General features: G+C 47.0%; 19 protein-coding genes. 4 read left to right on the forward strand and 15 right to left on the reverse strand.

The window, feature by feature from the left end; translation table 11 throughout:
- Window positions 1–121: 121 nt before the first annotated feature.
- Complete coding sequence (locus Q8L79_RS01990; RefSeq protein WP_305267571.1) at window positions 122–778, reverse strand: DUF938 domain-containing protein; 657 nt, start codon at window positions 776–778, stop codon at window positions 122–124.
- 158 nt (window positions 779–936) lie between these two features.
- On the opposite strand from Q8L79_RS01990, the gene Q8L79_RS01995 reads away from it, so the two are divergent.
- The gene (locus Q8L79_RS01995) at window positions 937–2,496 is read left to right on the forward strand and encodes a sigma 54-interacting transcriptional regulator (protein WP_305267573.1); all 1,560 of its coding nucleotides are present in this window, start codon (window positions 937–939) and stop codon (window positions 2,494–2,496) included.
- Between the two features lie 288 nt (window positions 2,497–2,784).
- On the opposite strand, the gene Q8L79_RS02000 is transcribed toward Q8L79_RS01995, so the two are convergent.
- From Q8L79_RS02000 to Q8L79_RS02025, 6 genes are all read right to left on the reverse strand, one after another.
- The gene (locus tag Q8L79_RS02000) at window positions 2,785–4,764 is read right to left on the reverse strand and encodes an N-6 DNA methylase (RefSeq protein WP_305267575.1); all 1,980 of its coding nucleotides are present in this window, start codon (window positions 4,762–4,764) and stop codon (window positions 2,785–2,787) included.
- A gap of 15 nt (window positions 4,765–4,779) precedes the next feature.
- Window positions 4,780–7,350 (reverse strand): DEAD/DEAH box helicase family protein, encoded by a 2,571-nt coding sequence (locus Q8L79_RS02005; RefSeq protein ID WP_370869858.1) that lies wholly within the window; start codon window positions 7,348–7,350, stop codon window positions 4,780–4,782.
- 102 nt (window positions 7,351–7,452) lie between these two features.
- Window positions 7,453–7,797: a hypothetical protein gene (locus Q8L79_RS02010; RefSeq protein ID WP_305267579.1), complete on the reverse strand. Its 345-nt coding sequence runs from the start codon at window positions 7,795–7,797 to the stop codon at window positions 7,453–7,455.
- Window positions 7,797–8,894, reverse strand: a complete 1,098-nt coding sequence (gene nadA, locus Q8L79_RS02015) for a quinolinate synthase NadA (RefSeq protein WP_305267581.1) — start codon at window positions 8,892–8,894, stop codon at window positions 7,797–7,799. The genes Q8L79_RS02010 and nadA overlap by 1 nt, the downstream gene beginning before the upstream one ends.
- A gap of 161 nt (window positions 8,895–9,055) precedes the next feature.
- Window positions 9,056–10,846, reverse strand: coding sequence for an aspartate--tRNA ligase (gene aspS, locus Q8L79_RS02020; protein ID WP_305267583.1), 1,791 nt, complete (start codon window positions 10,844–10,846; stop codon window positions 9,056–9,058).
- A gap of 96 nt (window positions 10,847–10,942) precedes the next feature.
- The gene (locus Q8L79_RS02025) at window positions 10,943–11,209 is read right to left on the reverse strand and encodes a zinc ribbon domain-containing protein (RefSeq protein ID WP_305267585.1); all 267 of its coding nucleotides are present in this window, start codon (window positions 11,207–11,209) and stop codon (window positions 10,943–10,945) included.
- A gap of 106 nt (window positions 11,210–11,315) precedes the next feature.
- On the opposite strand from Q8L79_RS02025, the gene pyrC reads away from it, so the two are divergent.
- Window positions 11,316–12,347 (forward strand): dihydroorotase, encoded by a 1,032-nt coding sequence (gene pyrC, locus Q8L79_RS02030; protein ID WP_305267587.1) that lies wholly within the window; start codon window positions 11,316–11,318, stop codon window positions 12,345–12,347.
- Window positions 12,348–12,486: 139 nt separating this feature from the next.
- On the opposite strand, the gene Q8L79_RS02035 is transcribed toward pyrC, so the two are convergent.
- Window positions 12,487–13,248: a VacJ family lipoprotein gene (locus Q8L79_RS02035; protein WP_305267589.1), complete on the reverse strand. Its 762-nt coding sequence runs from the start codon at window positions 13,246–13,248 to the stop codon at window positions 12,487–12,489.
- A 115-nt stretch (window positions 13,249–13,363) separates the two neighbouring features.
- Between Q8L79_RS02035 and rnt the strand changes: the two genes are divergently transcribed.
- Window positions 13,364–13,996, forward strand: coding sequence for a ribonuclease T (gene rnt / locus Q8L79_RS02040; protein ID WP_305267591.1), 633 nt, complete (start codon window positions 13,364–13,366; stop codon window positions 13,994–13,996).
- 49 nt (window positions 13,997–14,045) lie between these two features.
- Here the strand turns inward: rnt and grxD are convergent, their stop codons facing one another.
- Window positions 14,046–14,369 carry a Grx4 family monothiol glutaredoxin gene (grxD, locus tag Q8L79_RS02045; protein ID WP_305267593.1) on the reverse strand — a complete coding sequence of 108 codons (324 nt, stop codon included), beginning with the start codon at window positions 14,367–14,369 and terminating at the stop codon, window positions 14,046–14,048.
- Window positions 14,370–15,019: 650 nt separating this feature from the next.
- Here grxD and Q8L79_RS02050 point away from each other — a divergent pair.
- Window positions 15,020–16,009 carry a serine/threonine protein kinase gene (locus tag Q8L79_RS02050; RefSeq protein ID WP_305267595.1) on the forward strand — a complete coding sequence of 330 codons (990 nt, stop codon included), beginning with the start codon at window positions 15,020–15,022 and terminating at the stop codon, window positions 16,007–16,009.
- On the opposite strand, the gene rnhB is transcribed toward Q8L79_RS02050, so the two are convergent.
- From rnhB to epmA, 6 genes are all read right to left on the reverse strand, one after another.
- A complete protein-coding gene (gene rnhB / locus Q8L79_RS02055) occupies window positions 16,006–16,617 on the reverse strand; it encodes a ribonuclease HII (protein ID WP_305267597.1) in 612 nt (203 codons plus the stop codon). The genes Q8L79_RS02050 and rnhB overlap by 4 nt on opposite strands.
- A gap of 56 nt (window positions 16,618–16,673) precedes the next feature.
- Window positions 16,674–17,450, reverse strand: a complete 777-nt coding sequence (gene lpxA / locus Q8L79_RS02060; RefSeq protein WP_305267765.1) for an acyl-ACP--UDP-N-acetylglucosamine O-acyltransferase — start codon at window positions 17,448–17,450, stop codon at window positions 16,674–16,676.
- Window positions 17,446–17,889: a 3-hydroxyacyl-ACP dehydratase FabZ gene (gene fabZ / locus Q8L79_RS02065; RefSeq protein WP_104429385.1), complete on the reverse strand. Its 444-nt coding sequence runs from the start codon at window positions 17,887–17,889 to the stop codon at window positions 17,446–17,448. The genes lpxA and fabZ overlap by 5 nt, the downstream gene beginning before the upstream one ends.
- Window positions 17,890–17,953: 64 nt before the next feature.
- Window positions 17,954–18,454 carry an OmpH family outer membrane protein gene (locus Q8L79_RS02070; RefSeq protein ID WP_305267601.1) on the reverse strand — a complete coding sequence of 167 codons (501 nt, stop codon included), beginning with the start codon at window positions 18,452–18,454 and terminating at the stop codon, window positions 17,954–17,956.
- 120 nt (window positions 18,455–18,574) lie between these two features.
- Window positions 18,575–20,875 carry an outer membrane protein assembly factor BamA gene (gene bamA / locus Q8L79_RS02075; protein ID WP_305267603.1) on the reverse strand — a complete coding sequence of 767 codons (2,301 nt, stop codon included), beginning with the start codon at window positions 20,873–20,875 and terminating at the stop codon, window positions 18,575–18,577.
- Between the two features lie 79 nt (window positions 20,876–20,954).
- Window positions 20,955–21,875 (reverse strand): EF-P lysine aminoacylase EpmA, encoded by a 921-nt coding sequence (epmA, locus tag Q8L79_RS02080; protein WP_370869859.1) that lies wholly within the window; start codon window positions 21,873–21,875, stop codon window positions 20,955–20,957.
- Window positions 21,876–21,922: the final 47 nt, after the last annotated feature.

Here is a 21,922-nt window from a genome sequence, read left to right on the forward strand (position 1 = left end):
GTTAATTCCCTAAACTGAACATTATTGAGAAGGGCTAAAGGCTAAAAAATTGAAATTCACCTCAAACTTAAACGCAAGATTTTAACGCAAGATTTTTTCGCCCTTCGCCCTTCGTCTGTTTTTAATCCTTTCTGCCAAATATCAGCGAGAAATTATTAGCAGGCATATTAATCTGCTCTTTTAACTCCAAACCATGATTTTCAGCCGCTTTTTTCAGGTCTGCGACATCCTTTAAGCCCCATTCCGAAACACCTGCAGAACTTAATGTTTCATGAAACTCTTTATTGGAATCGGTGGTGAAGGTACCTTCAACCTGAAACGGACCGTAAATCAGCAAAAAACCATTATCATCCAGTAAATGTGAAGCACATTTCATCATGCCGTCGGCAATTGAAATAGGCGCTACCTGAAAAATATTGATACAGAAAATGGCCGCAAATGAATGCGGCTTGCCTGCATTAAACCAGGTTTCAGGGTGGGTTAAATCCAGATGAGCGGGGTCGGCAATATTATCGTTCTTGTGATCGACGGACAGTTTCTTGATATTTTCAAAAACATCCTGATCCTTATCGGAAGGATGAAAATGCAAATGCTCGAAATGCGGCGCAAAATAGTTAATATGCATGCCGCTGCCGCTGGCAAGTTCCAAAACATTTGCCGGATCTTTAGGCAGTTTTTCTTTTAAAACGCCTAACAGCGGTTCGCGGTTGCGGTTTCCGGCCCAGGCAACATATTCGCTTAATGGATGTGGATCTAAAGGTGGTTTATCTTGGTTCATTTTTAACTCCTCGTTGTTAGTTACAGTTCAGATAACAGCAAGTGTCGTGCCAGCAATTATCAACCATTTTTCTATTAAATTACAATAACTTGATTTTTAACGTTGCCAGATAAATGAAGCCGTGCTTCAATTAAAGAAAATTTACTTCACAAAACATCATGAACAATAACTCTCTTTCCGATTTAACGCCTGTTTTTTTCCTGCAAACTTTCATCCTTGAGTTGATGCATGCCAGCGAACAACAGGGACAAAAGCACTGCGAGCAATTGATTGAACACATTGCCAAAACTGCCGGATGCTTTTTTGAAGAAACCTATCGGGAAGAAACCCATAACAGCGAATTGCTCGACACAGAAAGCTATACCGAACTCATCCTCGGCCTTAAAAACAATATCGGCGGTAAATTTTCACTGGTTTCCAGTAATCAAGATTGCATTACCGTTACCAACAGCTGCTGCCCCTTTGGCGACCGGGTTACCAACTTTCCCGAATTATGCAGAATGACATCCAGCGTCTTTGGCGGCATCGCAGCCAGAAATTTCGGTTACGCCAAAGTGGAAATCAAACAAAGCATCGCCCGCCACGACGGCAAGTGTGAAGTTTGCGTATACACCAACCCGAACGCGGCAAAAGATCATCCGGGCATGGAATACACCGACACCACACCCGTTAAGGAAATGCAGGATATTAACGAGCTGCACTCGCGCATTGAGCAGAGCATGCAACAAATCTGGCGCAAACAAAGCAAGCAGCCGACAAAAAAACACCAGCCTCCGGCGATTATTGCCAAATCGCCGACCATGCAGAAAATACTGCAGGCCATCGAAGTGATTGCACCGACATTGGCAACCGTGCTGATTCAGGGGCAAACCGGCGTCGGCAAGGAATTGATCGCGCGCGCCATACATGCGATGAGCGACCGCTGCAATAAACCCTTTATCCCGATCAATTGCGGCGCAATCCCCGAAAGCCTGATCGAGAGCGCACTGTTCGGACATGAAAAAGGCGCGTTCACTGGAGCCATCGAAGTGCATCAAGGTTATTTCGAAAGAGCCGAAGGCGGAACCTTGTTTCTGGATGAAGTCGATACCCTGTCTCCTGCGGCACAAACCCGACTGCTTCGGGTACTACAGGAAGGCGAACTGGAACGGGTCGGCGGCAAACAAACCCTGTCGGTTGACCTGAGAATAATCTCCGCAACCAATAACAACCTGGAACAACTGGTCAAACAAGCCCTGTTCCGCAACGACCTGTATTACCGCATCAACGTAGTTCGGTTAAGCATCCCGCCGCTGTCCGAACGCCCGGAAGACCTGCCGTATCTGGTGCAATTGATTGTGCAGCGTTTGAGCAAGAAATATAACAAGGCGGTTGAATCGGTCAGCCGCGAAGTCATGCAGAAAATTCGCGCTTATCCGTGGCCGGGCAATGTCCGCGAATTGGAAAACATCCTTGAACGCAGCATTTTATTTGCCACCGGCAAAGAACTGACCGAATTGGATTTACCTCTTCAAACCAAAACACCTAACCTTGAGCAATGGAAAGACATCAAAGAACAGGCCCTTGCCAAGGCCGAACAAGCGTATCTTGAAAGCGCGCTAAAACAGCATCAGGGCGATGTAAAAAAGACAGCCGAAGATATGGGCATTACTTCGCGGGCTGTCTATACCAAGTTGAAAAAGTATGGGGTTAATTTGGCGGATTATCGTAGAGCTTAAGCAAGGTCGGACAACTGCGGTTCATCCCCACGGGCGTGGGGAACAGCTCGGTAGCAATGAGTGATGGATTTCGTTATCACTCTGCCCATCCTACCACGCTATCCCAGAGCTTAATTGATAGAAGCAGAAATGACATGGATACTCAGGATACACAGGATTTTTTATCCTGCTCATCCTGAGTATCCATGTTCAAGCTATTCGCTCCAGACGCGGGCGAGAGTAGCCGGTTTTTTTTCGCGAAGCGGGCAATCAGTTCGCGGTTGGCGGCGATTTCGGATTCTATCTTCACTACGATGGAAGAAATGCAGATATGTTGATTCGTTTCTTTGCGGCTTTCAATAATGTTTCTGTTTCGCGTATTACTCTTTCGGCCAACTGGACAATGTCTTTATCAGATGATGAATCTCGAAGTACTGCTGCTGCCGCTGTCATTGCAGCTGCTTTAGTATTGATCAAATCAGACTCGATGACCTCCTCTTGAAGGGTGATTTTCGGTACCGGAATCATGACATCGGCAAGTTGGCTACTGTTCATCGTCACGTTTGTCGCTCCGCACATCAGGGGCACCAATAATTCTTGACTCATGGCACTCAAAAAAATATGGAGGTATTTCGGGTGAATTACCGTTTCATCTTTAACGAATAAAGCGCACATTGTGTTTGCCAACGCAAACTGCCCTTCCTGATAGTGTATGCGTTTAATGTCTGCTTTGCCATGACCAGCCGAGGATACAAGAGGAATGCAAACTGCTTTACCTTCAAAGCTCCAATGATCCGCAGATTTTCGATCTTCAGCAGGTACCACCATTACAAAATTACCGGGTTGAGTGGCCATGTTCGGAGACAATCCATCACGGATCTCACATAGTTCATCAATGCGCATGAGCGGAACCTCTTTACGATGAATCACTCGATTTGGGAGATCATGCCAGCGTCCCAGCAGATGTACATTCTTGCCACCTGAGAGCACTGCTTTTGATATTGCATAAGACCGAAGATCGTTATTGGGCCTCTCCCAATGCTGTTTATCGCATATAGATTTTTTGAAGGATTCAATGTGCTTTAGCGCGGCATCGAGCTGGGAACCAGCAATCGGGTCGCGCGTGTCACTTTGCGAAAAACCATCATTATCAATCTCTATAAACAGAACAGAATCACTTTGTCGGCAGAGACCACGATCAATAATCAAGATGTGTGTTTTGACGCTAGCATATGGCTTGAAGACTCCATGCGGAAGCGTAATATCTGCGAGCAGAAAACCCTTATCTATCAGTGTTCGCCGTAATTGAGTATGCCCTCCTTGCGCAACAAAATGTATTCCTTCTGGGATAATAATTCCTGCTCTGCCTGTCGAAGTTAAATGCTCAATAATATAGTCAAGAAACAGAACCTCAGAACGCTTTGTTGTGATAGAGAAAAGTTTGTGCGGTTTGATGCCGCCTTTCGGCGACATGAACGGCGGATTGGCGAGAATCACGTCGGCATATTCGTTCCAGCGCTCTTCGGATGTCAGCGAGTCATATTCGAAGATGTGCGGATCGGTGAAGCCGTGCAAGTATAGGTTCACCAGCGACAGGCGCACCATGTCGGGTGAGATGTCGTAGCCCTTGAAGTTGGTGGCGAGGCGACCTCTTTCATCCGGCGTCAGGGTACTATTGTTATTGGTGTCAGTATTGGTACGCAGAATGTGTTTGTATGCGGAAATAAGAAAACCCGCTGTGCCGCAAGCTGGGTCAAGGATCACTTCGCCTTTTTTGGGTACCATCACCTCAACGATGAAATCAATGATGTGGCGCGGGGTGCGGAACTGGCCCGCATCGCCCTGCGAACCGAGAACAGATAGCAGATACTCGAAAGCGTCGCCAAGGCGCTCGGAATGGTCGTAGCTGAATTCGTCGATGATTTTGAGAAAACTCTTGAGCGTCTCGGGGTCGCGATACGGTAGATAAGCATTTTTAAAAATCTCGCGAAACAGCGCCGGGATGCCGGGATTTTGCGGCATGGTGGTGATGCCTTCGCCGTAGAGGCCGATCAATTCATGGCCGCCAATACCCGCACTCATCAACTTGGCCCAGCCGTAACGAGCGAAGTCTCCGGTAAAAAATTTGCGCTTGCCGCCCAGTTCCTCGGCTTCGGCATCCATGTCATCCATGAATTTGTAAATCAGGGCGATGGTGATCTGTTCGACCTGGGATTTCGGGTCGGGGACTTTGCCGACGAGAATATCGCGAGCGGTGTCGATACGGCGTTTTGTAGCAGTGTCCAGCATGATATAAATTGGCCTTTAAGCAGCAAATTGGTTCAAAGACACGTAGTCCTTGATGTAATTGGGTATAAGCGTGCGGAATTCTTTAGGCACAGCCTTGAAATCTTTCAAGGGAAAAATTGAATTGGTAGCAAGGTCGGTTAGTTCGCCATTATCAATAATGTGGCGAATCTGGTCGCTGGTGACATAGGCTTTGAAATAATTCTTGAGTGCGGGAATAGCCTCAGCTTCTTCCGGTTTGTAGTCGGCGACAAATTTCGAGAATTCTTCTTCAAGCAGTTCATCCTTGGATTTGAATCGCGGGATTAGGCCGAAGATTTTTTCGAGAATTTCTCGCAGGCTGAGGCGGCGATCCACAGCGGCGGCTTTGCGAAGCTTATCGAGATTATAGTACTCGTTAGGCTTGTCAAAAACCTCACGATTCACATAATCAATCACACGATCCCACTGGCCTGCCTCGACGGCCTCCACGATGGCCGCGTTCTCTCGCATGGTGTCTTCGAATTTCTCGTAGAACATACGGTCGATCTTCATACCCTCGTAGCCGATGGTCTCTTCCTGAATGGTGGAGATAATGTCGGCGCCAAGGTGCTCGTAAGAAGCGCCCGTAGGCCCAGTGCCGCCGCCTCCGCCTTCGTCTTTCCCTTTTGGTTTTGGGAGCTTGAGAATTTCGTCGTAGTTGAATTCTTCCTCAAAATATTCGCAGTTAGCGAAGAAATCAAAAAGCTTGTAGGAAGTCTTGCCTGCTTCCTGAATACTTTCCTTGTGATCTTTATCGTGGAGCTCCTCGAGGAAGTTATGTTTGCGGGTGCCGCGCCCTTTTATCTGGATAAAATCGGTAGGAGAAAAGATCGGGCGGAACAAACCCAAATTGAGCAGGTCCGGGCAATCATAGCCTGTGGTCATCATGCCGACAGCAACGCAAACGCGAGCTTTGCTGGTTTTGTAGGTGGGCAAAAAGTTAGCCGAGCCGAGCAGGTTGTTATTGGTGAAATTGATAGTGAACTGCTGGGCATCGGTAATTTGTGATGTGACCTGCACGGCAAAGTCAGACTGATATTTACCTGGGAACATTATGTCCGCCATAAGATTCAGAATCTGCGCAAGTTTGGCGGCATGATTCTGGCTGACAGCGAAAATGATGGATTTGCCTATCTCGCCGCTGATGGGGTCGCGGAGCGCATGTTCCAGAAAGGTTTTGCAAAAAAGCTGGTTGGTGCCATCAGCAAAGAAGCGTTTCTCAAATTCGCGCTGTTTGTAGGTTTCTTTTTGATCTTCGCCTTGGTCATCTTTGAATTCAACAACGAATCCATCTTCCGACAAAAGCTGCGTAGTGATCTCGCTGCGGGCATCCACAACGGTGGGATTAATAAGAAATCCCTCTTTCACACCATCGAGCAGGGAATAGCGGTAGGTGGGCTGACCATCATCGCAGCCGAAGGTGCGGTAGGTGTCGAGCAACAACCGGCGTTCGAACTCACGCGGGTCCCTGGTGGAGGGCTTGGCCTTGTCAAATTTTTTGAGATAATCGCGCGGCGTGGCGGTGAGGCCGAGCTTGTAGCCGATAAAGTAATCGAAGACCGCACGAGCATTGCCTCCAATGGAGCGATGGGCTTCGTCTGAGATAACGAGGTCGAAGTCCGTAGGCGAAAAGAGCTGCTGGTACTTGTTGTTGAAGAGCAGCGACTGGACGGTGGTAACAACAATCTCGGCGCGTCGCCAGTCGTCGCGGTTTTCTTTATAAATGACGGTTTGGTAATCGCTGGCGAGCACCTTGTTGAAAGCTTTCTTGGCTTGGTCTTCAAGCTCTAAACGATCCACTAGAAAGAGAACGCGCCGAGCATTACCCGTACGCAAAAAGAGTTTGATGACGGCCGCAGACGTGAGCGTCTTGCCCGTGCCTGTAGCCATCTCAAAAAGGAAGCGGTCTTTGCCGTCTTTGACAGCACTTTGCAGCGCGACCATGGCTTTATTTTGGTAGGGCCGCAGGAAACGCAGACTATTGGTTTCGATGAAGCCTGAGCGTTCGTCCTCATTATTCCAAGCAGCCTCGGCAGCATAGCCGGGACGCTGCGTGAGAACAATGTAGTCGTCGTCAACGGTCTCTTCGATAAGACGCTTGGGATCTGGAACGGTTTTTTGGTAACCCATCACCGACGTGGGCGACGGAAAGGTTGTGATAACGTAGGGGTTGCCGCGCTCAAGATCCCAGAAATAATGCAGGTTGCCGTTGGAAAGGATGACGAAGCGGCTGTTCTGAGAACGTGCGTATTTACGGGCTTGTTCCTTACCAACAAGCGGGCTTTTATCTTCAGCCTTTGCTTCAAGGACTATAAAGGGAAAGCCTTTTTCGTTGAGCAGAAGAAAATCAATAAACCCTTTTGAAGATTTCTCAAAGTTTTCGCCAAGGGCGTCAAGGTCCTGTGTCTTGATAGTGACACTGGGTTCGAGCTGGATATTTGCAGGTGATTTGCCTTCGGCGAAGAAACGCCAACCAGCAACTTCGAGCAGTTTGTTGATCTTGATGCGGGCCGTAGCTTCTTTGACTGTCATTTTATTTTTAGGAATATTTTTTTGAAGCGCATCCATACACTTCAGAAAAGTAGGGACAGGCTTATTTTGCCCGTTTCTTTTTATATTATCATCAAAGGTGAGCAAACGATTAAGCTACTTACCCCTTACACAACCACTTTATTCAAAAAAACCATACAAATACATAACCTCATCCTCGCCTTCCAATATGAACTTAACGTCATCATCGGAAATCTCAACATCTAGCGGGTAAGGCTCGGCGGCATCATCAAAATAATCGGACTTTATGTAAAACTCGTCATCGCCCTCTTTTACCAGGACTACCGAATAAACATCTTTGTCTTCGCTTTGATCGATATTTTTTAAGCTAAAACTGACGCTATTACCATCAGAGGCAACGACGGGATTTTGCTCTGTTTGCTCATATTCGCAGGCTATGTCTTCTTCGTCCATGAACACATAGGTCATGGAAAAGTACTTTAATCGATTAAAATCTAACGACATTACATAACTCCCAACATGTTATCCAACGCTTTCTTGGCATTCTTGGCTATGTCTTCCGGCACCGAAATCCGGTTAACCACATGTCCTGCTGCCAGGTTTTCCAGCACCCAGGCCAAATGTTGCGGGTCGGTTCTGAACATGGTTGAGCACATGCACAGCGTAGGCGACATGAAATGCACGTTTTTGCCCTGCGCCCTACACTCTTCATGCAGGCGGTTGACCAGATTCAGTTCCGTCGCAACCAGCCAGCGGGTGTTGGGTTCGGCTTCACGCACTGTTGTTAAAATATACTCGGTAGAGCCGATGTATTCCGACTTTTGGCATACCTCAAACGAGGCTTCCGGATGCGAAATGACTTTGGTTTCCGGGAAGCGTTTAAGAAAATCGTCAATCTGCTCCGGCTTGAATACCTGATGCACGGAGCAATAGCCGTTCCAGAGGATGATTTTGGCGTTGCTGATTTGCTGTTCGGTCAAACCGCCCATCGGCTTGGTAAAATCCCAAGTAACCATCTCTTCCAAGGGGATGCCCATCCGGTAACCGGTATTGCGCCCCAGATGCTGGTCGGGAAAAAATAGCACTTTCGATTTTTTGGCAAAACTCCATTCCAATATTTTTTGGGCGTTGGACGAGGTGCAGACGATGCCGTCATGCTTGCCGCAAAAGGATTTAAGGTCGGCCGCAGAGTTGATATAGGTAACCGGGGTAACTTCGGCTTCCACGTCGATCACTTGCGCCAATTCATCCCAGCATTTTTGCACCTTGATCAGATTAGCCATATCGGCCATCGAACAGCCTGCCGCCATATCCGGCAAGATCGCAATCTGCTCGGGACGGGACAGTATATCGGCGACTTCGGCCATAAAATGCACACCGCAAAATACGATGTATTCGGCATCGGATTTTGCCGCATCTCTGGACAGTTTTAACGAATCGCCGGAAAAATCGGCATGTTTGAACACTTCATCGCGCTGATAATGATGTCCGAGCACCACGCAACGACGGCCCAACTTGGCTTTGGCGGCGATAATCCGGGCATCGCATTCCTCATCACTGAGTAAGGCGTAATCTTGAATGGGAAATGGGGTATTGGTCATAAATGGTACTCCTCTAGGGAGAAGATTTTGGGAGGATTTTATGTAACCGCTTAATAACAGGTCAATTCATAAAAGAAAAAAGCATATCACCACGAAGGCACGAAGGACACGAAGTTTTATTTCTTCGTGTCCTTCGTGTCTTCGTGGTGAATAAAAGGCTTTTAATCCTTAGCTTTTTCTTTTCCTGCGGGCTTGATCAAGCGAATGCCCAGTTCCTTCAATTGCTCATCGGTAACTACCGCCGGTGCGCTGACTAAAGGACAAGCCGCTGACTGAGTTTTAGGGAAGGCGATTACGTCGCGAATTGATGTTGATCCCGTCATCAGCATGACCAAACGGTCAAGACCGAAGGCAAGGCCGCCATGCGGAGGCGCGCCGTATTTCAATGCATCCAGCAGGAAGCCGAATTTTTCTCTGGCTTCGTCTTCGCCGATGCCTAAAATCTCAAGCACGGTTTGCTGCATGGACGTGCGATTGATACGAATTGAACCGCCGCCGACTTCGGTGCCGTTCAACACCAAATCGTATGCTCTGGATAATGCCGCGCCCGGATTGGCGACCAGCTCTTCGACCGAGCAACTTGGCGCGGTGAAAGGGTGATGGATGGCATTCCAACGCTGACTTTTCTCATCCCAATCGAACATCGGGAAGTCAATCACCCAAACCGGTTTCCAGTCGCCTTGCAGCAGGTTAAGGTCGTGCCCTAACTTGACCCGCAACGCGCCCATCGCTTCATTAACGATGCTAGCTTTATCCGCGCCGAAGAAGATTAAATCGCCGTTTTGTGCGCCGGCTTTGGCTAACACGCTGTCCCATACCTCGGCAGGGGCAAATTTGACGATAGGCGATTGCAAGCCGTCGACACCGGCGGCCAGGTCGTTGACCTTGATATAAGCCAAACCTCTTGCACCGTAAATGCTGACATACTTGGTTAAGGCATCGATGTCTTTGCGGCTTAAATCGCCTGCATTCGGTACGCGCATCGCAACGACGCGGCCTTTCGGGTCGTTAGCAGGGGCTGAGAAGACTTTGAAATCGACGTCTTTCATGTCCTCGGCAATATCGACCAATTCCAGCGGAATCCGCAAATCGGGACGGTCGACGCCGTAGCGCGATACCGCTTCCTGATGGGTCATGCGCGGAAATTTGTCGCCCAGGTTCACGCCGATCACTTTGATAAACAACTGGCGGATCATTTCCTCCATGATGTGCATGATCTCGTTTTCATCCATGAACGAGGTTTCAATATCCAGCTGGGTGAATTCAGGCTGACGGTCGGCGCGCAAGTCTTCATCGCGGAAACAACGCACGACTTGATAATAGCGATCCATGCCCGCCACCATCAACATCTGCTTGTACAATTGCGGCGATTGCGGCAGCGCGAAAAACGAGTTTTCGTGGGTGCGGCTCGGCACGATGTAATCGCGCGCGCCTTCGGGTGTGGCTTTGGTCAGGTAAGGCGTTTCAATCTCGAAAAACTCGTTGTCATCGAGAAAGTTTCTTAACACCCGTGTCACATCGCGGCGCACTTTCATCTTTTCCTGCATTACGGTACGGCGCAAGTCGATATAGCGATAGCGCAAACGCAATTCTTCGTTGACCTCAATCTCGCTTTCGACCGGGAACGGCGGGGTTTCCGACTCGTTCAGCACGACGATGTCTTTAGCCAGTATTTCAATTGCGCCGGAATGCATGTTGGCGTTAACCGTGCCTTCGGGACGGTGACGAACCAGACCGGTAATTTGTAATACATATTCACTGCGGACGCTTTCAGCAGTGGCGAAGGTGTCAGCCATGTCGGGATCAATCACGACCTGGACCAATCCGGCACGGTCTCTCAGATCGATAAAAATAACGCCGCCGTGGTCTCTGCGTCTATGTACCCAACCGCAGATTGAAACAGTTTCGCCTAGCTGTTGTGTGTTTAATTCTCCGCACTTGTGAGTACGCATAAATTTTCCCTGTTGATTTGATTTAAGGTAAAAGGCGAAGGGCTCAAGGCGAAGGCATGTTTTTTGCCTTTCGCCTTGAGCCCTTCGCCTGTTTTATTATTTACAGCTGCCGCCTGAACAGCCGCCGGAGGATGGTGCGGAACTTGAACAACTCGCTTCGCCCGCTACATTTTTCTTGGTGCCGCTTTTAAAATCAGTTTCGTACCAGCCGGTGCCTTTCAATCGGAATCCCGCCGCAGAAATCTTTTTCATTAACTCCGGCTTACTACAGGCCGGGCAGATAGTTAGGGGCTCGGCACTGAGTTTTTGTAACGCTTCGTGCTCATGACCGCATGATTGACATTGGTACTCGTATATTGGCATTAACCACTCCGATAACAAAAATAATAACCACAATAAGTGCTGCGCTTAGTTTTTCAAGACACTTACTATAAAATAACCGCCTATTTTACAGAATTTAACTCCAATAATGAAAACATTAACCATCACAAGGCCGGATGACTGGCATTTACATGTCAGAAACGGCGCAGTTTTACAAACCGTACTGCCGCATACCGCAAGACAATTTGCCCGTGCGATCATCATGCCTAACCTCAAACCGCCTGTTACGACAGTGGCCCAGGCCTTGACCTATCGGGAAGAAATTCTGCAAGCCGTTCCTGCCGGTCTGGATTTTACGCCGCTGATGACGCTTTACCTGACCGGTTCGACGACCGCGGATGAAATCAAAAAAGCCGCCGAATCCGAACATATCCATGCCTTTAAACTTTATCCGGCAGGCGCCACCACCAATTCCGATTCCGGTGTTGCCGACATCAAGGCTATTTATCCGTTATTGGCGGCAATGGAACAATATGATATTCCGTTACTGATTCATGGCGAAGTCACCGATGACGCATGCGATATTTTCGACAGGGAACGGGTATTTATCGACACCTACCTGACCGACATCACTAATAACTTCCCCGGTTTGCGTATCGTGGTCGAACATGTGACTACAGCTGAAGCGGTGCAGTTTGTGCAAGATACCGGCAACAATATTGCCGCAACCATCACCCCCCAGCATTTGCTGTTTAACCGCAATGCGATTCTGGCGGGCGGCATCAGGCCGCACCATTACTGCCTGCCGATCATCAAGCGCGAGTCTCATCGTTTGGCCTTGGTTGCCGCGGCGACCAGCGGCAACCCGAAATTCTTTCTGGGCACGGACAGCGCGCCGCACCTGACTTCATTAAAGGAAACCGCCTGCGGCTGCGCCGGTTGTTACAGCGCTCATGCGGCTTTAGAACTTTACGCGGAAGCCTTTGAACGAGCGGACGCCTTGGACAAACTGGAAGGTTTCGCCAGTTTTTACGGGGCCGATTTTTACCGCTTGCCCAGAAACTCAGGCACGGTCACCTTGAAAAAAACCACGTGGAAAGTGCCGTCCGCTTACGGAGAAAACGGGCTGTCCATCACGCCGCTCAAGGCGAATGAAGAGTTGGGCTGGAAGTTGCAATAATCTGCCGGAAAACCCCAAGCGTAGGGCGTACAGCGCGCCAGAGATTAGCGTCAATTTAATCCAAATCTAAGGAAAAGGCGCGCACGGCGCGCCCTACTTTTCAAGGTAATAACGTATTTTTTCGCCCTTCGCCTGTTTTTTAATACGGCTTAATCGGAGCCAAATTATCCTCATTAAAGTCATCTTCGATCTCCAGATAATCCGCCCCCTCCGGCATATTGCCATCGTGAATCAGGTATTCACGATGTTGAAAATAAGCGCTTTTAAAAAACGCATACCGGTCTACAGCCGCTTCCGTCGCTATTTTTTCACTCGTCAAATTGTCTGCGCGCAGGTCGACGGCATTCAGTCCAAACAGTCCGCCGCTGATAACACCGCTGTCAAGATAGCTGATGGGATTCATCGCCGCATCGCCGACCAGACCACCCACGCCGCGGGGAGAACTTGGCCCGAAAAACGGCAGTACCAGATAAGGACCGGTCGGCACACCCCAGACTCCCATAGTTTGGTCAAAATCTTCATTATGCTTGGGTAAATCAATCATCGCCGCAACATCAATAAAACCGGCAACACCGGCGATGGTATTAACGATAAAGCGCGATCCATCCATGCCGGTCTGCTCTATCTTAAACTGCAACAGGTCATTGATGGTTACGCCAATATCATTAATATTGCTGAAAAAATTACTCACACCGCGATCGACAAATGAGGGGGTTATCCACTGATACCCTTTGGCAATAGGCTTCATCGCATAATCATCAAGCTTATCGTTAAAGGTCTGGACGCCTCTATTCCAGCCTTCCAATGGATCTTGGGGGTCTTTTGCGGTAGTCGCGCATCCGTCTAACATCCCCAACAAAACAAAACATCCGAGCTGGGTTATCAATTTTTTATGTCGCATTACATCCACTCCTCAGCGCTATTATTTTTATATATGGGTCGATTTTCGCGTAACATATCATAAATCATCGCATTTATTCCTCATCATTTCGACACCTCTTGGCATAACTCAAAAAATGGATACACCTGCAATTCCCTTAATTCCCTTAGACAAACGCTTCCGGGGCTTTCTCCCAGTAGTCATCGACATTGAAACAGCCGGGTTTAATCCCAAAAAAAATGCATTACTGGAAATAGCTGCCGTAATTGTCGAGTTTAACAGCAACAGCGAACTGGAAATTACCGAACGTTATACAACACACGTCATTCCCTTTAAAAACGCCGAGCTAGACGAAGCCGCGCTCAAGTTTAACGGCATAGATCCGCACCACCCGTTTCGGATGGCTATTGATGAGAAAGACGCGCTGCACATGCTGTTTAAACCCATTAAAGAGGCAGTGAAGCGTAACAACTGCACCCGGGCAATTCTGGTTGGCCATAATCCTGCTTTTGATATCAGCTTTTTAAATGCCGCCATTCAAAGAACCCAAATAAAACGCAGTCCTTTTCATCCGTTCAGCACTTTTGACACTGCGACATTGGGGGGATTGGTCTATCAACAGACCGTGCTGGCGAAAATGGCCCAAACAGCGGGATTGGATTGGGATAACGAAAAAGCGCATTCAGCGCTTTATGACGCCGAAAAGACAGCAGAGCTGTTTTGCATGATAGTCAACCGCTGGAAGCAGCTGGAATCGATCGGTAGTTGATAATAAAACCGGCACACGGATGACACGATTGTCATCCGTGTGCTATCGATTATTCCTCTATTGCATCAACCGCAGCCAACATCTTTGCCAACTCACCTTTCTGGTACAGGTCAATAACGATATCGCAACCGCCGACTAGCTCACCGCCGATATACAGCTGGGGATAGGTCGGCCAGTTCGAATATTCTTTGAGCGCCTCGCGAAGTTCAGGATCCTCAAAAATATTAACGTACATAAATTTGGCATGGCAAGCCCCCAATATTTGCACAGTCTGGCCGGAAAAGCCGCATTGAGGAAAATCCGGTGACCCTTTCATGTATAAAACAACCTGATTATTTTCAATCTGGTCTTTAATTCTTTCTATAACGCTCATGCTGATATCACCTAATAAATAAAAACCCACTAATTTTATCTACTTTGTAGCGATTAAAAAAGGAAATCTTGCAATCTGCCCTCCAGATAAGCACTTGGCCCAATCTTTGATGCCCATTTACTTACGTTCGGTGTGTTTTGATCCTAAGCCGAAACGGGACACGCAAAAGACTTTATATTTATTCTGTAATATTTTTAATCTGGCTTGATAGCAGAGAGAAAACGTATTACTCCCAACTTATCCTAAAACCGTTTAACTTTAGAACGGGCTATGAAGTCGATTAGCCCGCGCATTTGCAAATCGGTCATGGGCGAACCTCGTGCCAGTTGATTCTGAATGCGCTCTGGTTTCCATTCGCTTACCAATACTACTTTTGCCAAGCTTTCCTGTCTTGAGGCGCCAGGCGCTGAAGGTGTATTCTGCGGATCATGTCTCCCCTTAAAGTTTGCTGTTTTGCTAATTTAAAGGCACACGATTTTTAAATCGAATGGGAATAATCAAAAATAATGCTCAATGGCTGAAAATCATAGTTATCAAGAACACCCAATAACTTCCTGTTCTCCGTGTCTTCGTGGGGTTTTTATGTGGTTTGCGTAACATCAGCGATTAATTAACCTAACTCGGCTGAATTCGGCGTTACAATGGTATCCATGAATACTAATTTGACTCCTTTTTCAGCCCTGACTCCCGATATCATTTTAAACGCGCTCGACAGTATCGGCCTGCATAGCGACGGCCGACTGCTGGCGCTTAATAGTTATGAAAACCGCGTCTACCAGGTCGGCATGGCGGACGCATCCTTTATTGTCACCAAGTTTTACAGACCCGAGCGCTGGACGACTGCCGCTATTCTTGAAGAGCATGCGTTCGTTCAGGAATTGTTCGAGGCTGAAATCCCTGTCGTATCGGCAATGCCGTTTGGCGATAATCAAACTTTAATCCACGCTGACGGTTTCCGCTTTTCCGTATTTCCAAGACAAGGCGGCCGTGTACCTGAGCTTGAGGGTCGCGAAAAACTGGAATGGATGGGACGGTTCATCGCCCGCATTCATGCTATTGGCGCTTTAAAACCTTTCAAGGAGCGTCCGACTCTTGATATCGCCAGTTTTGGCGATGCCCCCAGGGCTTATCTGCTGAAAAATAATTTCATCCCTGCCGATCTTATCGAAGCTTATCGCAGTGTAACTGAGCACGCGCTGGATGGCGTTAGGCGTTGCTTCGAACGCGCAGGTAAGGTAAAAACCTTGCGCCTGCACGGAGACTGTTACCCCGGTAATGTTTTATGGACCGATGATGGCCCTCATTTTGTTGACTTCGACGACAGCCGGATGGGACCTGCAATACAGGACTTATGGATGTTACTTTCGGGGGATCGCGCCGAGATGACAGTTCAATTAAACCATCTGCTAACCGGTTACCGGACTTTTTACGATTTCGATACCAGAGAACTGCATCTTATAGAAGCCCTGCGTACTTTGCGCCTGATTCATTATTCGGCGTGGATTGCACGGCGCTGGGATGATCCTGCGTTTCCGATGGCGTTCCCGTGGTTTGATACGCCGCGTTACTGGCAGGACAGGATCATTGAACTGCGCGAACAAATCGCGTTAATGAATGAAGGGCCGCTTGAGTTGGCTTAACCTCTGCCTTGCTGCATCAGCATGGTTTTTACCGGATTGAATGTTCTTCTGTGTACGACTAAAAAGCCGAACTGTTCGATTTCGGCCAGATGCTGTTTGGTGCCATAGCCCTTATGCACATGAAACGCAAAGTCGGGGTATTGTTGATGATAGCCAACCATCAGTTTATCTCGCTCGACTTTCGCTAATATTGACGCCGCGCTGATCGCCTGGACCTTACTGTCCCCTTTAACAATAGCCTGAGCAGGCATGGACAATTTAGGGAGCCTGTTGCCATCCACTAAAACCTCATCAGGCTGGATGTTCAAGCCCTCTACTGCCCTTTGCATTGCCAATAGTGTCGCCTGAAGAATATTGAATCCATCAATCTCGTTAACGCTGGCTTGGGCAATTGACCAGCTTAAAGCGGCTTCCTTGATGATGATATAAAGACTGTTCCGTTTGCTTTCGCTAAGGATTTTAGAATCGGCCAATCCGGCTATCGGCCGCATCGGATCCAAGATAACCGCTGCCGCGAAGACTGGGCCTGCAAGTGGTCCGCGGCCTGCTTCGTCAACTCCGGCAACAATACAACCTTGAGGGATTTTTATTGAGAATTCATCATCCATAACTTTTTCGGTCTTGAGGCAATTTAAGCGCGATTTTACTCACACCAAGGCGGCACCTAGCGCAATATGCCGCGATTTACATTACGTAAAAAGCTGACCATATCAGACAATTCTTTGCTTTCACCGGCCAAGTCTTCCATTTGATCAATGGCATCTTCCAGGCGCAGATTGGTCTTGTAAATTATCTTGTAAGCTTTTCTGATTAATCTGATGTCTTCAGGAGAAATGCCGTTACGTTCCATACCGACTGAATTGATACCGTGCGGCCTGGTAGGCTTGCCACCGACCATAACAAAGGGGGGAATATCCTGGGTAATCGCACTGCCCATCGCAGCAAAGCTGTACTGGCCTATTTGGGTAAACTGATGCACCAAGGTAAACCCACCCAAGATGGCATGACTATGTAAATGCACATGCCCGGCCAATGAGGCCCCGTTTGCCATAATGACATGATTGCCAATGATGCAATCATGCGCCACATGGGTATACGCCATAAACAGGTTGTCATTGCCTATCTTGGTAAGGCTTTTATCCTGCTTAGTACCCCGGTGCATAGAGGTGTATTCACGTATCGTATTTCTATCGCCAATTTCAAGCCGGGTTATTTCAGCCGCATACTTTTTGTCTTGGGGATCTTCGCCAATGGAGGTGAATTGATAGATACGATTATGTTTACCTATCGTAGTGGGGCCTTTGATAACAACGTGGGAACCTATCACCGTACCGGCGCCGATTTTTACATCGGCCCCTATGACGGAAAAGGGGCCAACCGACACGTCATCAGCCAGCTCTGCCTTACTATCAACTATCGCTGTTGGATCGATCAAATCAATTTACCACTGCTGCACATCGGATTTCGGCACTTGCGACGAACTCACCATCAACTTCTGCACGGCATTCAAATGCCCAGATATTACGCTTGCTTTTAAGGAATCTTGCTTCCAGCATCAATTGATCGCCAGGCACAACGGGTCTTTTAAACTTGGCCTTATCAATACCGACCAGATAATAAATCATACCCGCTAACTCATCCCCTGCTGTTTCTGACGCCAGCAATCCCGTGGATTGAGCCAGAGCTTCCAAAATCAGCACACCCGGCATAATAGGTTTTTGTGGGAAATGTCCTTGGAAAAACGGCTCGTTATAAGTAACGTTTTTTACTCCCAGTAATCTAACGCCAGGTTCACACTCAATAACCTTATCAACTAATAAAAAAGGGTAACGATGCGGCAAGAATTCTTGTATTTGTAAAATATCTAACTTAATGGACATATATGAGGATGCTTCTCTTAAAAGTTGATGACTATGCGATTAAAAAATAAAAACCTGTGTGTAATTATTCCGGCATAGTTGACAACTTTTGTTGAACTTGACTGGTTACGTCGATTTTTTCACTGGCATAAATAACGCCATCAGTCAGTAACAAATCAAAATTTTGAGCCTTGGCTATCTCCCGAATAGCTTCAACGATACGACGTTGTAATTTGCCCAATTCTTCATTACGACGCGCATTAAAATCTTCGCTGAATTCCTGCTGGGCTCTTTTTGCATCTCTTTTCTTATTTAAAATATCTTTTTCCAGATTGGCTCGCGCTGACTCACCCATCACTGCAGCATCTTTGGTCATTCTTTCGTCCATGTTTTGGATTTCTTTTTGCTGGGCGACTAATTGCTTATCTCGCGGTGAAAACTCTTGCTCCAGACGTTTTTTGGCTTTTTCTGCTTGGGGCGCTTTTTCAAGAACGGCTGGTATATTGACAAAGCCAATTTTTAAATCAGCATAGCTCACATTAGCTGCAAGCAACAATCCTAAGAATAAAGCAATTTTCGTTTTCATTGTTAAACAGGTCTCTGGTGAAATTAAAATAAATAATAATTAAAAATGCGACTATTTCGTTAAATTATAACCGTAGGGGACTACCGGCCGGTAGTCCCTATAAAACAAAAACAACTTCTTCTAGAAATTTTGCCCGAAGTTGAATTGAAACATCTGTTTTTGATCCTCTACAGCGCCAACGTCTGATGATGTCGACGTAGCATTTAACGGCAATGCGGCACTGACGGATAAAGCGCCGAAGGGCGACAACCACTCACCTGAAACCCCGACAGAATATTTCAGATTGTCCACTTTAAAGCCATTGTTGATTGATCCAGCGTCCAAAAAGGTACCTAACCTGACTGATTTTGTCTCCGGCATAAAAGGCACCGGAAAAAACATTTCAGCATTGCCGATAATTTTACTGGAGCCTCCAAATGGATAACCATTGGAGTCTCTCGGACCTACAGTGTTATTCCTGAAGCCGCGTATAGACCCCGTGCCGCCGCCAAAATAATTTTCAAAGAAAGGCAAGCTGTTTGTCTTTCCATAACCGTCCCCATAGGCCGCTTCAGCTTGCAGTCTGAACGTAAAATCTTTAGCCAGTGGAAAATAAAGTTGATGTTTATAGCCGACTTTATAATATTCCAAATCACTACCCGGCACTGTCGCCAACGCAGAAAAACGCTGCTGTTGACCCCTATTCGGGAAAATTGCCCTGTTAAGCGTATCGTGAGTCCAACCCACTGCCGGGGCCAGTGTTAGAAACGTACTACCTTGCTCATTAATAAAATCTCGAATTTGTGTGGATGAATAATCAGTAGTACTCAGCTCAGTATGTTTTCCATCAACATCAAAACGCAAACTGTCGAATTCATTTAAGGGGATGCCGAAATTCACCCCGGCATTCATTACATTGGTTGAATAATTGGCAATATTGATTTGCCCGGCATTTCGTTTGGTATAGCCCAAGTTATAGCCCTGACTTACACCATCTACTGTGAAATATGGATTGAAAAAACCAAACTGATAACTTGTAGCATAAGAACTATTATTAAAGGCGACATTCACCCGTTTGCCCGACCCAAAGACGTTATCCTGGGCAATATTGGCATTCAGCACTATCCCTTGAGTTTGGGAAAACCCTATACCTGCCGACAAATTGCCGGAAGGTTTTTCCACTACCGTATAATTAACATCAATCTGGTCGGCAGTGCCCGTAACCGGAGGTGTTTCAACATTCACTTCTTCGAAGTAGCCCAAGCGTTCCAGGCGCGTTTTCGACCGTTCAATTTTTGAACTTGAGGCCCAACTGGACTCCATTTGTCGCATTTCACGGCGTAGCACCTCATCACGGGTTTTGCTATTGCCTTTCATGTTAATCCGTCTGACATAAACGCGTTTGCCCGGATCGACAAAAAAAGTCATATCAACTGTTTTTTGGGCTTCGTTGATTTCCGGCACCATATTAACGTTTGCAAAAGCGTAGCCGTCATCGCCTAAGCGGTCAGAAATTGCTTTAGAAGTTTCGGTAGCGTTTTTTCTGGAAAAAACTTCTCCCGGGCCGACCTTTACCAGTTTAATAAGCTCCGGAGGAGCAACCACCAGATTACCGGCTAATTTAACTTTTTCCAGTTTATAAACGTCGCCTTCTTTGACATTGATAGTGACATAAATATCTTTTTTATCCGGGGTAATAGCCACTTGCGTGGACTCGATGTTAAAGTTGATATAGCCGCGATCCAGGTAGTAGGAACGCAAGGATTCCAAATCTGCCTGCAATTTTTGTTTGGAATACTGATCGTCCTTGGTGTAGAACGACAATAAATTGGACGTGTTCAACTCAAGATTTCGCAACAGCGTTTTATCGTCGAAAACAGTATTGCCGACAACATTAATCTGCTTGATCTTGGCTACTCTGCCCTCCGAAATTTTGATGTGAATACCAACCCGGTTCCGCGTAAGATTGGATACTTCGGTAGTAATTTTTAAGCCGTATTTACCATGACTGAAATATTGACGGCTTAGTTCCTGCTCGACTTTATCAAGCACCTGCTGGTCGAATACCTTGCCTTCAGCCAAACCGATCTTCTTTAGGGCCTTAGTCAAGTCATCCTTACTTAAGTCTTTATTGCCTTCAAAAATAATTTTTGCGATGGAGGGTCGTTCTACCACATTAACAATCAGCGTTGACCCTTCTCTTTCCAGAGAAATATCCTTAAAAAAACCGGTCTTGAATAATGCTTTGATTGCCGGGGCTACATTATCCAAAGAAAATTTTTCACCCACATTAACGGGGAGATAATTATAAACGGTACCTACCGAGATGCGCTGCAGGCCCTTGACTTGAATATCCTCTACAACAAACTCTTCATCACCTTTGACCGCCTGGGAAACAAGTAGAAATAACAATAGCAAGCAAGAAAGAGTATTTAATTTCATGTAGAAGTCTAAAAATAAAACGGCATTGCCCAATGTTAAAAATCTGACGGATTATATCACAGTAAATATTTAAACGGGCTTAAGCCCTGTGAATAGGAAAACTAAGCACATCCTCAATGGACGCACTGCCCGACAACAGCATCAACAAACGATCTAAACCAATAGCCACACCTGAGCATTCCGGCAATCCCGATTCCAAAGCCGAAATAAGACGCTTATCTTTAACGAAAACAGGGAGTTTGTGTTGCTGCCTGATAGCCAACTCCTTATCAAAGCGCCTACTCTGTTCTTCGGCATCGGCCAGTTCGTAGTAGCCATTGCCCAATTCAATACCATTGATAAACAATTCAACCCGGTCAGTAATAAGCGAACATTGCTCATTGATTCTTGCTAATGACGACTGGCAACTGGGATAACCGTAAACCATACACAAAGCATTGTCGCCCAAATGCGGTTGGACTTTATGACTAAATATAAAATCCAGCCATACTGCATGATCGTGTCCGCAAATATCCACTGCCTCAAATAACTGACATTCTCTGGCAAAAGCACAATAGTCCTGATATGAAAATACCAAAGGATCCAAGCCGGTAAACGAACAGAATACCTCCTGATAACTGACTTTTTGTGTTTCTTGTAACGACTGACCACTAAACAGCCCGGCAATCAGCTCGGCGATTTCATTCATTAGTTGAAGCAATGTAAAACCGACCCGATACCATTCAAGCATCGTAAATTCAGGATTATGAAACCGCCCCGACTCGCCGTTTCTGAATGCTTTGCCTATTTGATAAATAGAACCGCTACCGGCTGCAAGTAGCCGTTTCATTGCAAACTCAGGCGATGTTTGCAAAAACAGTGTTTGCCGCAACGGCAACGAGCAATGCTCAGTTGTAAAAAACTCCAACTGCGGATCTGTTCCAATGCTGTGACTGAGCAGCGGCGTCTCCACCTCCAGCACCGATCTTTCAGCAAAGAATTGACGTATCTCGGCAAGCATCTGCGCTCTTAAGCGCATCAACTCCAGGGAGCATGTCGGCCGCCAGT

The organism is Methylobacter sp. (assembly GCF_030680395.1).
Lineage (GTDB): Bacteria > Pseudomonadota > Gammaproteobacteria > Methylococcales > Methylomonadaceae > Methylobacter_A.

Coding starts and splice junctions, on each gene's coding strand:
- Q8L79_RS01990 (WP_305267571.1), bottom strand. CDS start 778: ATGAACCAAGATAAACCACCTTTAGATCCACATCCATTAAGCGAATAT.
- Q8L79_RS01995 (WP_305267573.1), top strand. CDS start 937: ATGAACAATAACTCTCTTTCCGATTTAACGCCTGTTTTTTTCCTGCAA.
- Q8L79_RS02000 (WP_305267575.1), bottom strand. CDS start 4,764: ATGCTGGACACTGCTACAAAACGCCGTATCGACACCGCTCGCGATATT.
- Q8L79_RS02005 (WP_370869858.1), bottom strand. CDS start 7,350: ATGGATGCGCTTCAAAAAAATATTCCTAAAAATAAAATGACAGTCAAA.
- Q8L79_RS02010 (WP_305267579.1), bottom strand. CDS start 7,797: ATGTCGTTAGATTTTAATCGATTAAAGTACTTTTCCATGACCTATGTG.
- nadA (WP_305267581.1), bottom strand. CDS start 8,894: ATGACCAATACCCCATTTCCCATTCAAGATTACGCCTTACTCAGTGAT.
- aspS (WP_305267583.1), bottom strand. CDS start 10,846: ATGCGTACTCACAAGTGCGGAGAATTAAACACACAACAGCTAGGCGAA.
- Q8L79_RS02025 (WP_305267585.1), bottom strand. CDS start 11,209: ATGCCAATATACGAGTACCAATGTCAATCATGCGGTCATGAGCACGAA.
- pyrC (WP_305267587.1), top strand. CDS start 11,316: ATGAAAACATTAACCATCACAAGGCCGGATGACTGGCATTTACATGTC.
- Q8L79_RS02035 (WP_305267589.1), bottom strand. CDS start 13,248: ATGCGACATAAAAAATTGATAACCCAGCTCGGATGTTTTGTTTTGTTG.
- rnt (WP_305267591.1), top strand. CDS start 13,364: ATGGATACACCTGCAATTCCCTTAATTCCCTTAGACAAACGCTTCCGG.
- grxD (WP_305267593.1), bottom strand. CDS start 14,369: ATGAGCGTTATAGAAAGAATTAAAGACCAGATTGAAAATAATCAGGTT.
- Q8L79_RS02050 (WP_305267595.1), top strand. CDS start 15,020: ATGAATACTAATTTGACTCCTTTTTCAGCCCTGACTCCCGATATCATT.
- rnhB (WP_305267597.1), bottom strand. CDS start 16,617: ATGGATGATGAATTCTCAATAAAAATCCCTCAAGGTTGTATTGTTGCC.
- fabZ (WP_104429385.1), bottom strand. CDS start 17,889: ATGTCCATTAAGTTAGATATTTTACAAATACAAGAATTCTTGCCGCAT.
- Q8L79_RS02070 (WP_305267601.1), bottom strand. CDS start 18,454: ATGAAAACGAAAATTGCTTTATTCTTAGGATTGTTGCTTGCAGCTAAT.
- bamA (WP_305267603.1), bottom strand. CDS start 20,875: ATGAAATTAAATACTCTTTCTTGCTTGCTATTGTTATTTCTACTTGTT.
- epmA (WP_370869859.1), bottom strand. CDS start 21,875: ATGCTTGCCGAGATACGTCAATTCTTTGCTGAAAGATCGGTGCTGGAG.